14 protein-coding genes are annotated in these 13,432 nt (G+C 69.7%); 7 read left to right on the top strand and 7 right to left on the bottom strand.

The window, feature by feature from the left end; translation table 11 throughout:
* Positions 1-80 precede the first annotated feature (80 nt).
* Both ACQEU8_RS34995 and ACQEU8_RS35000 read right to left on the bottom strand, forming a co-directional pair.
* Positions 81-1,076 (bottom strand): anion permease, encoded by a 996-nt coding sequence (locus tag ACQEU8_RS34995; protein WP_433108371.1) that lies wholly within the window; start codon positions 1,074-1,076, stop codon positions 81-83.
* A gap of 6 nt (positions 1,077-1,082) precedes the next feature.
* A complete protein-coding gene (locus ACQEU8_RS35000; RefSeq protein ID WP_433108373.1) occupies positions 1,083-1,703 on the bottom strand; it encodes a DUF47 domain-containing protein in 621 nt (206 codons plus the stop codon).
* 208 nt (positions 1,704-1,911) lie between these two features.
* Here ACQEU8_RS35000 and ACQEU8_RS35005 point away from each other — a divergent pair, with 208 nt between their 5' ends.
* A complete protein-coding gene (locus ACQEU8_RS35005; protein ID WP_433108375.1) occupies positions 1,912-2,280 on the top strand; it encodes a metal-sensitive transcriptional regulator in 369 nt (122 codons plus the stop codon).
* Between the two features lie 37 nt (positions 2,281-2,317).
* Here the strand turns inward: ACQEU8_RS35005 and ACQEU8_RS35010 are convergent, their stop codons facing one another.
* The 4 genes from ACQEU8_RS35010 to ACQEU8_RS35025 form a co-directional block, all read right to left on the bottom strand.
* Entirely contained in the window at positions 2,318-2,539 is a 222-nt protein-coding gene (locus ACQEU8_RS35010; RefSeq protein ID WP_433108977.1) for a hypothetical protein, read from the bottom strand.
* A gap of 168 nt (positions 2,540-2,707) precedes the next feature.
* On the bottom strand, positions 2,708-3,580 hold the full coding sequence (locus tag ACQEU8_RS35015) for a hypothetical protein (protein WP_433108377.1): 873 nt from the start codon (positions 3,578-3,580) through the stop codon (positions 2,708-2,710).
* Between the two features lie 365 nt (positions 3,581-3,945).
* Positions 3,946-4,665, bottom strand: a complete 720-nt coding sequence (locus ACQEU8_RS35020; RefSeq protein WP_433108379.1) for a phosphatase PAP2 family protein — start codon at positions 4,663-4,665, stop codon at positions 3,946-3,948.
* Positions 4,666-4,942: 277 nt separating this feature from the next.
* Entirely contained in the window at positions 4,943-5,923 is a 981-nt protein-coding gene (locus ACQEU8_RS35025; RefSeq protein ID WP_433108381.1) for an NlpC/P60 family protein, read from the bottom strand.
* A gap of 366 nt (positions 5,924-6,289) precedes the next feature.
* On the opposite strand from ACQEU8_RS35025, the gene ACQEU8_RS35030 reads away from it, so the two are divergent.
* On the top strand, positions 6,290-6,598 hold the full coding sequence (locus ACQEU8_RS35030) for a hypothetical protein (protein WP_099882465.1): 309 nt from the start codon (positions 6,290-6,292) through the stop codon (positions 6,596-6,598).
* Between the two features lie 100 nt (positions 6,599-6,698).
* Positions 6,699-7,349: an O-methyltransferase gene (locus ACQEU8_RS35035; RefSeq protein ID WP_433108383.1), complete on the top strand. Its 651-nt coding sequence runs from the start codon at positions 6,699-6,701 to the stop codon at positions 7,347-7,349.
* 115 nt (positions 7,350-7,464) lie between these two features.
* Here ACQEU8_RS35035 and ACQEU8_RS35040 read toward each other — a convergent pair whose 3' ends face one another.
* On the bottom strand, positions 7,465-7,764 hold the full coding sequence (locus ACQEU8_RS35040) for a YiaA/YiaB family inner membrane protein (protein ID WP_433108385.1): 300 nt from the start codon (positions 7,762-7,764) through the stop codon (positions 7,465-7,467).
* A gap of 312 nt (positions 7,765-8,076) precedes the next feature.
* On the opposite strand from ACQEU8_RS35040, the gene ACQEU8_RS35045 reads away from it, so the two are divergent.
* The 4 genes from ACQEU8_RS35045 (at position 8,077) to ACQEU8_RS35060 (ending at position 13,372) form a co-directional block, all read left to right on the top strand.
* Complete coding sequence (locus ACQEU8_RS35045; RefSeq protein ID WP_433108387.1) at positions 8,077-8,943, top strand: hypothetical protein; 867 nt, start codon at positions 8,077-8,079, stop codon at positions 8,941-8,943.
* Positions 8,933-10,273, top strand: coding sequence for a hypothetical protein (locus tag ACQEU8_RS35050; RefSeq protein WP_433108389.1), 1,341 nt, complete (start codon positions 8,933-8,935; stop codon positions 10,271-10,273). The genes ACQEU8_RS35045 and ACQEU8_RS35050 overlap by 11 nt, the downstream gene beginning before the upstream one ends.
* On the top strand, positions 10,270-11,835 hold the full coding sequence (locus tag ACQEU8_RS35055) for an SCO6880 family protein (RefSeq protein WP_433108390.1): 1,566 nt from the start codon (positions 10,270-10,272) through the stop codon (positions 11,833-11,835). Before ACQEU8_RS35050 ends, ACQEU8_RS35055 begins: the two co-directional genes overlap by 4 nt.
* An 82-nt stretch (positions 11,836-11,917) precedes the next feature.
* Positions 11,918-13,372: an ATP-binding protein gene (locus ACQEU8_RS35060; protein ID WP_433108392.1), complete on the top strand. Its 1,455-nt coding sequence runs from the start codon at positions 11,918-11,920 to the stop codon at positions 13,370-13,372.
* The last annotated feature ends 60 nt before the right edge of the window (positions 13,373-13,432 follow it).

Below are 13,432 nucleotides of genomic sequence, written 5' to 3' on the forward strand. Positions count from 1 at the left end.
GCGGTGCTGCATGGCGGTGCCACCGCGGGCATCTTTCTTGTCCGTGAGGGGCTGCGGCGGGGGCAGCCCCTCACACCGGGTCAGCCGAAGACCAGCTTGATCGCCCCGTAGATGAGCGCAGCGACAAGCGCCGCGGCCGGCATGGTGATGAACCAGCCCAGCACGATGTTCTTCGCCACGCCCCAACGCACCGCGCTGACCCGCTTCGTCGCCCCCACGCCCATGATCGCGGAAGTGATCACATGGGTGGTCGAGATGGGCGCGTGAAACATGAAGGACGCGGTGTACATCACGGAGGCCGCGGTGGTCTCCGCCGCGAACCCCTGCGGCGGGTCCAGTTCGATGATGCGCCGCCCCAGGGTGCGCATGATGCGCCAGCCGCCCGCGTACGTGCCCAGCGACAGCATGGCCGCGCTGGCGACCTTGACCCAGATCGGGATCTCGTTGTGCTGCTGCACATCGGCGATGGTGAGCGCCATGACGACGACACCCATGGTCTTCTGCGCGTCCTGGAGACCGTGACCGAGCGCCATCCCGGCCGCCGAGACGGTCTGGGCGATCCGGAAGCCCCGCTTGGCACGGTGCGGATTCGACTTGCGGAAGATCCACATGATGCCGCACATCACGAGATAGCCGAACAACATCCCGACCAGCGGCGAGAGGAACATCGGCACGACGATCTTCTCGAGCACGCCCCACCAGTGGACGGCGATGCTGCCCGCCAGCGCCGCGCCCACCAGGCCGCCGAACAGTGCGTGGCTGGAGGACGAGGGCAGTCCGAAGTACCAGGTGATGAGGTTCCAGACGATGGCACCGACCAGCGCCGCGAACAGGATGGCCATGCCGGCGTCGCCGTGCGGGGTCTCGATCAGCCCCTCGCTCACGGTCTTGGCGACCCCGCTGCCGAGGAAGGCACCCGCGAGGTTCATCACCGCCGCCATGGCCAGCGCCGCCCGCGGGGTCAGCGCCCGGGTGGAGACCGACGTCGCGATGGCGTTCGCGGAGTCGTGGAAGCCGTTCGTATACGTGAAGAAGAGCGCGACACCGACGGTCACGATCAGCGCGAAGGTGTCCACGGAGCGTCAGGACTCCTTGACCGTGATGGTCTCGATGGTGTTCGCCACATGCTCGAACGCGTCGGCGGCCTCCTCCAGCACGTCCACGACCTGCTTGAGCTTCATGACCTCGATGGCGTCGTACTTGCCGTTGAACAAGTGGGCCAGCAGCTTGCGGTGGATCTGGTCGGCCTGGTTCTCCAGCCGGTTGACCTCGATCCAGTACTCGGTGAGATGGTCCATGGTCCGCAGATTCGGCATGGCCTCGGCGGTCAGCTCGGCAGCCCGCGACAGCACCTCGATCTGCTGCTCGACGCCCTTGGGGAGCTCCTCGATCTGGTAGAGGACGACGAGGTCGACGGCCTCCTCCATGAAGTCCATGATGTCGTCGAGGGAGGACGCCAGGTTGTAGATGTCCTCGCGGTCGAACGGCGTGATGAACGAGGAGTTGAGCTGGTGGAAGATCGCGTGCGTCGCGTCGTCTCCCGCGTGCTCCGCCGCGCGCATCCGTTCGGAGATCTCGGTCCGCGCGGAGGATTCCGCCCCGAGCAGTTCCATGAGGAGCTTGGAGCCGGTCACGATGTTGTCCGCGGAGGCCGCGAACATGTCGTAGAAGCTCGTCTCCCTGGGGGTCAGACGAAAGCGCACTGGGGGTCCTCGGGGTGCATCGATGACGGTCTCGTTGATGCTAGGCGCATCATCCGGCCACAGCGAACCGGCGTCCCCCAGTGTCACCCATGGAGACTCGCCTACTGAAGTGGGCTACGAGAAGGCCGGTATCATATACCCTCTAGGGGTATCAAGGGCCCGCAATCACGGTCCCGACAGCCCCTCACCACCATCCCGGGAGGACCGTATGACGTCGCCGCAGACCACCTCGGACACACCGCAGACAGTGGCCGAAGCCACTTCGGAGAGCTGCGCGGCACACGCGGCCACCGGGGAGCACGGTTACACCAAGAACAAGGACGCTCACGTCAAGCGACTGCGCCGCATCGAGGGCCAGATCCGCGGCCTCCAGCGGATGGTGGACGAGGACGTCTACTGCATCGACATACTCACCCAGGTATCCGCCTCCACCAAGGCCCTCCAGTCCTTCGCCCTCCAGCTCCTGGAGGAGCACCTGCGGCACTGTGTGGCCCACGCCGCGCAGGACGGCGGCGCCGAGATGGACGCCAAGGTCGAGGAAGCCACCGCCGCCATCGCCCGCCTGCTGCGCACCTGACCCGCCGGGGCTCTCGGCAGGCGATCTGCCGGGGCCCTCAGCAGGCGGAGGACCGGGGGAAGTCGTCCAGCTCGTCCGCCGCGCGCCGCAGCACCTCGTCGATACGGGCCACGCTCAGCGGCCCCTCGGCGGCGGACGCGGCGATCATCAACTCGCCGCACAGCTCGATCTCGGCGAGAGCCACGTGGTCCTGCATCAGCGAACGCCGTCGGCCACGGCTCCCACGGCCGTCGTCCCTGTCACGCTTCGGTACGGGCACACGTATCACCTCCCGTGCTGCACGGATCCACCGGGCGGAGCGCCGCGGCCGGGCCGGGGCCCAGCCTCCCAGCCTAAGGAGACCGCCGCCCGGGCGCATGGCACTTCCGAATCATTTACCGGCCCGACACGGGGCCGGTCCCGCGGCTGCACGGCCGCCGTACGGGCCCTACGGCGCGGCGATCCGCCCGGTCCAGATGTCGCCGGTCTCCGGCATCGCGATCCGCACCCGGGTGCCGAAGGCGTGCAGCCTCGTCGTCGAGGAGACCGCGTAGTCCGCGTCCGGCGGGCTGTCCGGATCCGCGGCGAAGGTGAAGCGGTGCTGGACCATCCGCAGCCGCCCCTGCTCGTCCAGGTAGGCGTCGAACGGCACCATATGGCCGGAGAACCCTTTCTCCGCGGCCTTCAGCTGACGTCGCGCCAACGGCGGCGCCCCCGCCGCCGCGCGCTCGATGTCGACCACGCCGCTGTAGCGCCACACCCGGACGCCGTCCAGCTCGGTGGCGCCCGCGTACGCCATCCGGTGTGCGCCGCGCAGCAGTTGGGCGGCGGTGACCGGGTCGGTGGCGCCGCCCGTCACCAGGTTCCCGTCCGGCAGCGACGTGGTGTCCACCCGCACCCACTTGTCGCCCGGCACCCCCGCGCGGTTACGCATGTAGAGCGCGCCCGGCGTGACCAGCTCGCGCACCAGCCTGCGCTCCCCGGGCGGCGCCCCATCGGCGCCCGGCGGCAGCGTGACCCGCAGCTGCCCGGTGCGGCGCGCCAGATCGAAGGCGCCGCGGCCCTCGATGGTGACGCGGGTGTGCCCGCTGACCATCTCCATGGCCGTCCGCACCCGCGCCGTCCCGGCCCGGGCCAACTCGTCGACCGCCGCCCGCACGGCCGCCCGGCCGGGACGGGAGGGGCCGGCGGCGGTGGGCGGCCCCGCCGTCGCCACAGCGCCGTCCCCGGAGCAGCCGGTCGAGAGCAGCACCGTGGCGAGCGCCACCGCCACCAGCGGGAGGGGCACCGTGCCGCCCCGGTACTGCCGCCGCACCGCCATTTCCTGCCGACCTCTCGCTCCGGTCGCCGCCGTACCGCCTTGAGGGCAGGTCCGGATTCGACGGTTCAACGAGGCCCCTGGGAAGGCCGTCACGGCCCGAGTACGGTGGTCACGTGCGAGAGCGAGCTCCCGAACACCAGCCGGACCCGGCGCACCCGACCCTCCCGGCGGCCCAGGCGGCCCCGCACGGGACGACGTTGAACGAACGGGGCTCGTTCTGCTCCGCGTCATGCAGCTGCGGCTGGCGCGGCCCCGCCCGCCGAGCCCGCGACCGTGCCCGCGCGGATGCCCGCACCCACCAGCAGGCCCACGGGGTTCCCACCCAAGGCGCCTAGCCTCGCCCGGCAACTCCGCGGAACCGTGCGTCAGGCCGCCAGATCGCGGTCCCCGGCACGGCGCGGCTCGCCCTCACCGGGTCGGCCCACGGTCCGGCGCCCCGCGGCGGCGGCACCGACGGCGGCGGCAGCTGCACCCGCCCACAGCAGCAGCTCCAGGCGTGCGTTTCCGGCCACGGCCCGCACCAGCGGCGTCAGCGCCCACATGGCGACAGGGGCCAGCAGCAGCGCGACAGCGGTACCCAGCGCGAGCCCGCCGATGACGTCGGTCGGGTAGTGCACCCCCATGTAGACGCGGCAGAAGCCCTCCAGGAGAGCCAGCGCGATGGCGACGAGGCCGGGCTTGCGCTGCACCATGAAGATGCCGACGGCGATCGCCATGGTGAGGGTGGCGTGGTCGCTGACGAACGAGAAGTCCGTCTTGCCCTGGACGAGAACCTCCACGCCCTTGTGCTCCATGAAGGGACGCGGTCGCTCCACGAAGCCCCGGATGGGGAAGTTGACGGCGACCGCGATCAACGCCGCCAGCGGGGCCCAGAGCAACCCGGCGAAACCGCTCAGCGCCTCGTCCCGGCTCTCGCGCTTCCGCGTCACGCCCCACCAGGCCCACAGCACCAGTACGACCAGGCCCGCGGCGATCCCGTACTCCCCGATGTACTCCATGATCCGGTCGGCCCAGGTGGGTGCGTCCTTGGCCAGCCCGTTGATCTCGTAAAGCAGTTCGACATCAGGGTTGTCCCAGAGTGCCATCGCGGTGCGGCCCCTCACTTCGGCTGTGTGCTCATCGCTGGATCTGCGCTGACGACCCCCCGTGGTCGCTGTGCGGAAGTCCCGTTCCGTGGAGAAAACGCGCTGCGGCAGGTGGACCGTTCCGTTCTTACCGAACGATCACCAGGACGTTACCCAAGGGTGACCCATAGGCGCAGCTCAGGGCCTATGCCTCACGGATTGTTGACGCAATCCCTGCGCTGCGCACACAAGCATGACCCCGGGCTGTGCACCGCGCACCCCGAGCCGGGCCATCAGGTCACTTGGCACTCGGCCGGGTGGCCCCGAAGTAGTCCGGGGAGTCGATCGGGTCGTAGCGGATCTTCGCTCCCGTGTAGGGGGCGTTGATCATTTTGCCACCGCCGACGTAGATGCCCACATGGTGGATGGACCGGGAGTTGCCCAGGTCGTGGGCGAAGAAGACCAGATCACCGGGGAGGAGCTCATTCCGCTTGGGGTGCGGCCCGGTGTTGTACTGGTCGTTCGCCACCCGGGGCAGCTCGACGCCGACCTTCGCGTACGCCGCCTTCGTCAGGCCCGAGCAGTCGAACCTGCCGCCCTGCTCCGGCGTACCGTTACCGCCCCACAGATACGGGGTGCCCAGCTTGCTCTGTGCGAAGGCGATGGCACCGGCACCCTGCTTGGTGGGGCTGAGCCGGCCGGTGGGGGCCGCGAAGCTCTGCTCCATCTTGCGGATGGTGGACACATAGTTCTTGGTCTCGCTGTAGGGCGGCACCCCGCGGTACTTGATGACGGCGTACGGACCCGCGTTGTACGCGGCGAGCATGTTGTCCGAGGCGTCGCCCGGCACGTCCTTGACGTTGGCGGCCAGCTTGCAGTCGTAACTCGCCGCGGACGGAATGGCGTCCTCCGGGTCGTGCACGTCCTTCTTGCCGTCACCATTGGCGTCCATGCCGTGGGTGGCCCAGGTGCCGGGGATGAACTGCGCTATGCCCTGCGCCTTCGCGGGGCTCTGCGCCTTGGGGTTCCAGCCGCTCTCCTGGTTGAGCTGCGCGGCCAGCAGCGCGGGATTGAGCGCCTTGCACAGGTTGCCCCACTTCTGCACGAGCCCCGCGTAGGCGGCCGGCACGGAGCCCTTGGCGAGCCCGACAGCGCCACCCGCCGCGCCCATCAGGCCGGCGGAGGCCACATAGGTGCCCACCACGAGCAGCGTGACGAACAGGGACAGCGCTCCCACACCGCCACCGATCGCCAGCAGCCACGCTCTTCTACGGCGCACTCCCCAACCCTCCCCCACAGGACACCAGTTCGTCGACGCCGACCATGCCGCTCATCATTCCAGGCCGACCCCACGAGCGGAACGGCGGACGACGGGCGCGGAGGTGAACGAGGCCTCCGGCCCCGACCCGCGCCAGGCTCACCGGGGGCGCACAGAAGTACGACCGAACGCCCGATGCCCCGTCAGGGCACGCCCCACGCCGACCGCGAAGCGACCCACGCTCCTTCCGGACCCGCCGACGCCTCGCCGACTACCCGAAGCAACCACATCGGCGGGCCACTTCGGCATGCTCGACGCGTCCCCATGTCACCGGGTCGTGGCACAATCCGTCAGAGACAAACCTTGAAACTAGGCGGTGAGTTCACCATGTTCCTGGCGGCTGACAAAGGCGATATCACCACCATCATCGGCGGGATCGCACCGGACTGGGGCCCGTTCGGCTCCCTCGGGCAAGAGGCCCGGATCATGATCGAGGTCATCATGGCCGTGGCCATCCTGCTCTGCCTCGGCATCGCCATCTGGGGCGCGGCCAAGCAGCGGATCGGCGCCACGGCCCTCCGCGACACCTTCAGCGCCGAGCAGGGGAAGGGGTTGATCGTCGCCGGGCTGACCGGCGTGTTCATCATCGGCTCGCTCGGCACCCTGTTCACCATCGTCTACGGCATGGCGGTCTAGCTCCGCCACGGCGCAGCGCCCGCAAAGTCGCTCCGCCGAACGCCACAGACGACACAGCGGCGTGCCCTGCGCCCGTCCGCCCCCGCGCACGAGGAGCTCCATGGACATCGTGAACCCCGCCCTCGAGGACTATCTGCTGGCCCACTGCACGCCGGCCGACGAGGTCCTCCGCGACCTGGTCGAGGAGACCCATGAGCGCGTGCCGGATTACCCCACCATGCAGATCACGCACGACGAGGGCGAGTTCCTCACGATGCTGGTGCGGCTGACGGGTGCCAGGACCGCCGTCGAGGTCGGCGTGTTCACCGGCTACTCCTCCATCTGCATCGCCCGCGGCCTGCCCGCGGACGGCCGGCTGATCGCCTGCGACGTCTCGGAGGAGTGGACGTCCATCGCCCGCCGCTACTGGGAGCGCGCCGACCTCACCGACCGCATCGAACTGCACCTCGCGCCCGCCCTCGAGACGCTGAGCGCGCTGCCGCAGGAACCGTTCGTGGACTTCGCGTTCATCGACGCGGACAAGTCCGGCTACCCGGCGTACTACGAGGCGCTGGTGCCCCGGATCCGCCCCGGCGGCCTGATCGTGCTGGACAACGTGCTGCGCGCGGGCCGCGTCGTGGACCCGGCCGCGCAGGACGAGGCGGACGTCGCCATCCGCCGCATCAACGACACCATCACCGCGGACGACCGCGTGGACTCCGTCATGCTGCCCCTCCGGGACGGCGTCACACTGGCCCGCAAGCGCGCGTAGGCCCCCCAGGGGCGCCTCCCGCCCGCCTGGCGCCCTCCCCGCCCATCCCGGCGCGGAGGGCGGCACAGGGCTCGTACCGGCCTCCCGCGCGAACTCCCCCGAAGGCCGGCGGCACTCACACCTTGCTCTGACCGAACGGATCGACCTCGGTCAGCAGCTTGTCGATCCGCGCCTTGTCCACCCGGTTCGTCACCTCCGACACCTCCTGCCGGTCCCGTACGCACTTGGCCAGCGTGAACGCGGAGGAGACCACGAAGACGAGCCCCAGCCCGAGGTACCCGCGCTCCCACGGGCCGACCGGCAGCCGGGCGATCCCGACGAGCAGCGCGAGCAGCGACACCCCGAAGGCAATCGCCGACTGCACGAAGAACGCCGCGGTGGTGGGTCTCTGCACAGAAGGAGTCACATCAGTCATACATCGCAGCCTGGCCCGTCCCGGCCCTCCGCACATGGGTACGGATACTCAAACCGCCCTCCAACTCCGCCCGGCCCCCTGGGGGCCTGCCCGAGCACCGGGGGCGCACCGGTGCGCGGCCGACCCCGTACCACGCGCGTAATCGCACCCTCAGCGGCAAGAACACAGACGGCGCACCGTCGCGGTGTTCGAAATGATGCCGTTCACCTGGCTTGCACACGGCACATGCGCGGTGTGACCCCGCTACCGTCATCTGAGGAGACAATGCAGTGACGGCAGTTGAGCGACAGAGGTCGAGGGGGCCAGGCCGGCATGAACATCGGCGGCGGCGACGAGTACGACGCACGTACTCGCACCAGCGAAGGCGTGCCCGGCGCCCGTGATGGCGCACGGACAACGACTCGAACACGCCTACCGGGCAGCGAGGGCGGCGGCAACCGCCCGCCCACCCGCCCCGGGCGGAGCCTGGTGACGGTCGTCGCCGTGGTCGTCCTCCTGATCGCCGCCATCGCCTTCGCCAACCGAGGCGGCGGCGAGGGCGGCGGCGAGAACGCCTCCTCCGACGACAAGAACGGCTCCGCCCCCGAGGCCCAACCCACCGCCCCCTCCGGTGAAAAGCCTGTGAAGACCTCCCCCGACACCCTCGCCTCGGGCTTCCCCCACAGCGAGAAGGGGGCACAGAGCGCAGCGGCGAATTACGCTGTCGCGTTGGTGTCCGCGGACATCGTGAAGCCGAAAGAGCGGGATGAAATCATCCAACAGCTCTTCGCTCCCGACCAGGTCAGCGAAACCCAGCGCAAGATGGACAAGGCCTACTCGCCGAAGCTGCTGGCGAGAATGGGGCTGGATGAGAACGGGGTTGCCAAGAAGGACGCCAAGTACGTCTCTCGGACCGCTCCTGTGGGGACGACCGTCCGCAAGTACAAGGGCGACACAGCGAGACTCGACGTGTGGTGCACGGGCGTGTTCGGCAACGCCGGGAAGACGTCCACGAATCCGGTCACGAGCGACTGGTTCACCCTCACCCTTGAGCTCACGTGGACGGACGGGGACTGGAAGATTCGGAAGTTCTCGCAGAAGGAGGGTCCCGCCCCCGTGAACGGCGACAACACAGCCTCGAGCGCGGACGAGATCGCCGCCGCTGTGGACAAGTTCGGAGGCTTCACGTATGCCCGCTAATACTCGCGGCCGCGTCGTCGGGATCGGGGCAGCACTGGCCGGGCTTCAAACCGCCACCGTACTGCTCGCTACCCGAGCCTGGGCCGAGCCGAAGGACGAATGCGACGACGTCCTCGGCCCATGGCAGGAGAACTGTAAAGAGAGCGACGGCGGCGGCTCCCCCTCCACCCCCACCACCGACCCCACCTCCGCCACCGACCCCCTCGGCTCCCTCGCCAAAGGATGTGCCGAGGCGGCGAGTTGGACGGTCAGCAAGTTGGCGAAGCTGGTGGATTCGACGACGAAGGTCGACTTCACCAACACGGAGTTCCTGCGCCAGTACGCCGTGGTCTTCGCCGCGTCGACGATTCTGACCCTCACCCTGTGGCTGCTGGCGGTGGCCAAGCGGGCCGTACGCGGTGTGCCGTTCACCGAGGCGATCACGGAGGCGATCGGCTTCCTCTGGCTGACGGTGCTGGCCTCGGCCTTCACCCCGCTGATCCTCTACACGGTGGTCTCGGCGACCGACTCGGTCACGCAAGTCCTCGCCTCGGGCACGTCCGACGAGACCGACGCCTTCTTCGGCACGTTCTCCAAAGCGCTCAAGGAGGGCGACGACATCGGCGGCGGCCCGATCATGCTGATCGTCGTCTCGCTGGTGTCGGTCCTGGCGGCGGGCATCCTGTATCTCGAACTGGTGGTCCGCGCGGCGCTGCTGTACGTCGGCGCACTGCTGGGCACCGCCGTCTACGCGGGACTGGTCGACAAGAACATGTGGGGCCATGTCCGCCGCTGGGCGGGCATCATGATCGCTGTGATCCTCGTGAAGCCCGTGATCGTCATCGTGCTCGGCCTCGCGGGCGCGCTCGCCGGCGGGGACGGGCCCGACTCGGTCTCAGCGATCGTGTCCGGGCTGTCCATCATCCTGCTCGCGATCTTCGCCAGCGCGATGATCTACCGCTTCGTACCCAGCTTCGGCGACGACATCGCCGCCCACCGCAGCGCGGCCCGCTCCGCCTCCCGTGGCGCCGCCGCGGTGGTGGCCTCGCCGGCCGCGCTCGTCCGGCAGGGCATCAACACCCACGGCGGCCGAGGCGGCGGCCAGGGCACTGCCGCAACCGCCTCCTCCACCGGCAGCGGCAAGCCCTCCGGATCGACCGTGTCCGGCGGCGTGGCCGCCCACAGCTCCCGCGCGGGCGGCGGCGCCGAAGAGGCACCGCCACCCCGCCAGCAGGCCCCCGCGCCCGCCACCACCACCCCCCACTCGGCCCGCCCACCCCGGCAGAGCCCTCCGGGCACGGGCCGCTCCCAACCCAGCCGGCCGCGCAGTTCGGGAGGTGACCGCGGATGACGACCCCGTCCCACACGGCAGGGTCCTCGCTGGGCTCGCCACGCCGTACGTACATGATCGGCAAGGCCCGGCCCAACGCCATCGTCGGGAAGAACCGCGAGACGGGCGAGATCGGCCTGATCGTCGTCGGTGCCTTCCTCGGCATGATGAGCGGCCTGCTCATCCCCGTCCTCTCGTTCCGTATCCCCGCTCTGATCGGTTTCCCGGCCCTCGCGCTGGCGGCCGTCTACGTGCCGTACAAGGGCCGTACGTTCTACAGGTGGTTCGAGATCAACCGCTCCTACAAGCGGCTGCTGCGCCGCGGTACGACATATCGTTCGGACGCCGTCGAGGCGGGCACCATGCTCGACGGCCGTGAGGTGGAGATCGGCCCGCCGCCCGGCGTGGGCCGCATCAACTGGCTGTCGGCGCCGTTCGGGCCCGACGAGATCGCCGTACTGCTGCACGCCGACCGCCGCACCGTGACCGCCGCCATCGAGATCGAGGGCCCCGGCGTCGGCCTGCGCGACAGCGAGGACCAGGAGGCCCTGGTCGAGCGCTTCGGCACCCTCCTGAAGCATGTGGCCAACGGCGACGGCTATGTGACGCGGCTCCAAATGCTGGCCCGTACGCTGCCCGCCGACCCCGACGCACACGCCAAGGACGTCGCCCAGCGCGGCAACGAGCGGTCCGCCGGATGGCTGCGCTCCTCCTACGAGCAGCTGCTGTCCATGGTCTCCACCTCCAGCGAGCAGCACCGCGCCTACCTGGTCGCCTGCATGCCCTACGGCCGCGAACTGGCCACCGAGGGCGCCACCATCGCCAAGGCCGCCCGGCGCACGGCGGGCCGCAAGCTGACCAGGGACGAGGGGCTGGCCATAGTGATGGCCCGCGAACTCACCGACATCTGCGCCCGGCTCACCGAAGCCGACATCCGGGTACGGCAGCCGCTCGGGCAGGCCCGGCTGGCCTCGCTCATCCACTCGATGTACGACCCGGACCACCCCATCGACCACATTCAGGCCATGTCCAAGCGCAACGCCTGGCCGGCCGAGCTGGACGCCGTCGAGCCGACGTACCTCCAGGCCAAGACCCGCGAGTCGGCCACCCGCGAGCCCTGGTGCCACGCCACGGCATGGGTGAAGGAGTGGCCGATGACCCCGGTCGGCGTCAACTTCCTGGCGCCGCTGCTGGTGCACACCCCGGACGTGATCCGTACCGTCGCGGTGGTGATGGACCTGGAGCCGACCGAGCTGGCCATCGAACGCATGCTGACGGAGAAGACGAACGACGAGGCGGAGGCCAGCCGTTCGGCGAAGATGAACCGCACCGTCGACCCGCGCGACATCGCCGCGCACGGCCGCGTCGACCAGCGCGGCGAGGACCTGGCATCGGGCGCGGCCGGCGTCAACCTCGTCGGCTACATCACCGTCTCCTCCCGCTCACCGGAGGCGCTGGCCCGGGACAAGCGCACGATCCGCGCCTCGGCGGGCAAGAGCTACCTGAAGCTGGAGTGGTGCGACAGGGAACACCACCGAGCCTTCGTCAACACCCTCCCCTTCGCCACCGGTATCCGGCGCTGAGGAGCCTCCATATGACCCCCACCCGCTCCGCCGCCCGACCGCTCTCCCCCCGCACCGCAGCTCCAGGCCGGAGGTAGCCAGCATGGCCGCGCTCGATCCCCTGTCCGCCATCACCGAAGCGTTCACCAGCTTCCTGTTCGGCAAGACGGAGACGACCCGCCTGCCCGTCCGTACGTCCACGGGCCAGGCGCAGGCCGTCTACCTGCCGACGGCCGCACCCGGCCTTGGCGACTCCGGCGTCATCATCGGCCGCGAGGTCTACAGCGGCAAGGGCTACATCTACGACCCCTTCCAGCTGTACGGACAGCAACTGCCGGCCCCGCACTGGCTGGTGCTGGGCGAGTCGGGAAACGGCAAGTCGGCGCTGGAGAAGACGTACGTACTGCGCCAGCTGCGCTTCCGGGACCGCCAGGTGGTGGTCCTGGACGCACAGGGTGAGGACGGCGTCGGCGAGTGGAACCTGATCGCCGAGGAGATGGGCATAACCCCGATCCGCCTCGACCCCACCGCGGCACTCGACCAGGGCATCCGGCTCAACCCGCTGGACCCGGCCATCACCACCACCGGCCAGCTGGCACTGCTGCGCACCATCATCGAGGTCGCCATGGGCCACGGCCTCGACGAGCGCTCCGGCTTCGCCCTCAAGGTCGCGCACTCCTACGTCAACTCCACCATCGTCGACCGCCAGCCGCAGCTCACCGACATCGTGGAGCAACTGCGCCACCCCAAGCCGGAGTCGGCCGAGGCGATGAACGTCGCCCTGGACGACGTACGCGACTGGGGCCTGGATGTCGCCCTCGTCCTCGACCGGCTGGTCGACGGTGACCTGCGCGGCATGTTCGACGGCCCGACGACGGTCGGTATCGACCTGGACGCGCCACTGATTGTCTTCGACCTCTCCCACATCGACCGCAACTCCATCGCCATGCCGATCCTGATGGCGATGGTCGGAGTCTGGCTGGAGCACACCTGGATCCGCCCCGACCGGCGCAAGCGAATCTTCCTCGTCGAAGAGGCGTGGCACATCATCAACAGCCCCTTCGTCGCCCAGCTCTTCCAGCGCCTGCTGAAGTTCGGCCGCCGCCTCGGCCTCTCCTTCGTCGCCGTCGTCCACCACCTGTCCGACGTGGTCGACGGAGCCGCGGCCCGCGAAGCCGCCGCCATCCTCAAAATGGCCTCCACCAGGACGATTTACGCCCAGAAAGCCGACGAGGCCCGCGCCACCGGCAAGGTCCTGGGCCTGCCACGCTGGGCCGTGGAGATCATCCCCACGCTCTCGCCCGGCATCGCCGTCTGGGACGTAAACGGCAATGTGCAGGTCGTCAAACACCTGGTCACCGAGGCCGAACGCCCGCTCGTCTTCACCGACCGCGCCATGACGGAGAGCGCCGAGGAAGCCGAAGCCGCAGAAGCCGCGGAAGCCGCCTCGTTCGAGGCCGCGCTGGAGGCCGACCTGGAGGCGGAGACCGAGGCACGGGCCATGGCCATGGAACGCACCCCGTCCGGCCCCGCCGCACCCGGCTCGGGTGTCGCCTGAAGACACCGAGGGCATCCCCGCCGGTGAAGCCGCCGCGGGGATCTTGCCGCAACCCACCGG

The sequence above is a fragment of the Streptomyces sp. CA-250714 genome (genome assembly GCF_050936705.1).
Classification (GTDB): Bacteria; Actinomycetota; Actinomycetes; order Streptomycetales; family Streptomycetaceae; genus Streptomyces.

Bases quoted from the DNA above. Each gene is read 5' to 3' on its own strand.
- ACQEU8_RS35005 (WP_433108375.1), top strand. From the start codon at position 1,912: ATGACGTCGCCGCAGACCACCTCGGACACACCGCAGACAGTGGCCGAA.
- ACQEU8_RS35015 (WP_433108377.1), bottom strand. From the start codon at position 3,580: ATGGCGGTGCGGCGGCAGTACCGGGGCGGCACGGTGCCCCTCCCGCTG.
- ACQEU8_RS35020 (WP_433108379.1), bottom strand. From the start codon at position 4,665: ATGGCACTCTGGGACAACCCTGATGTCGAACTGCTTTACGAGATCAAC.
- ACQEU8_RS35030 (WP_099882465.1), top strand. From the start codon at position 6,290: ATGTTCCTGGCGGCTGACAAAGGCGATATCACCACCATCATCGGCGGG.
- ACQEU8_RS35035 (WP_433108383.1), top strand. From the start codon at position 6,699: ATGGACATCGTGAACCCCGCCCTCGAGGACTATCTGCTGGCCCACTGC.
- ACQEU8_RS35040 (WP_433108385.1), bottom strand. From the start codon at position 7,764: ATGACTGATGTGACTCCTTCTGTGCAGAGACCCACCACCGCGGCGTTC.
- ACQEU8_RS35045 (WP_433108387.1), top strand. From the start codon at position 8,077: ATGAACATCGGCGGCGGCGACGAGTACGACGCACGTACTCGCACCAGC.
- ACQEU8_RS35050 (WP_433108389.1), top strand. From the start codon at position 8,933: ATGCCCGCTAATACTCGCGGCCGCGTCGTCGGGATCGGGGCAGCACTG.
- ACQEU8_RS35055 (WP_433108390.1), top strand. From the start codon at position 10,270: ATGACGACCCCGTCCCACACGGCAGGGTCCTCGCTGGGCTCGCCACGC.
- ACQEU8_RS35060 (WP_433108392.1), top strand. From the start codon at position 11,918: ATGGCCGCGCTCGATCCCCTGTCCGCCATCACCGAAGCGTTCACCAGC.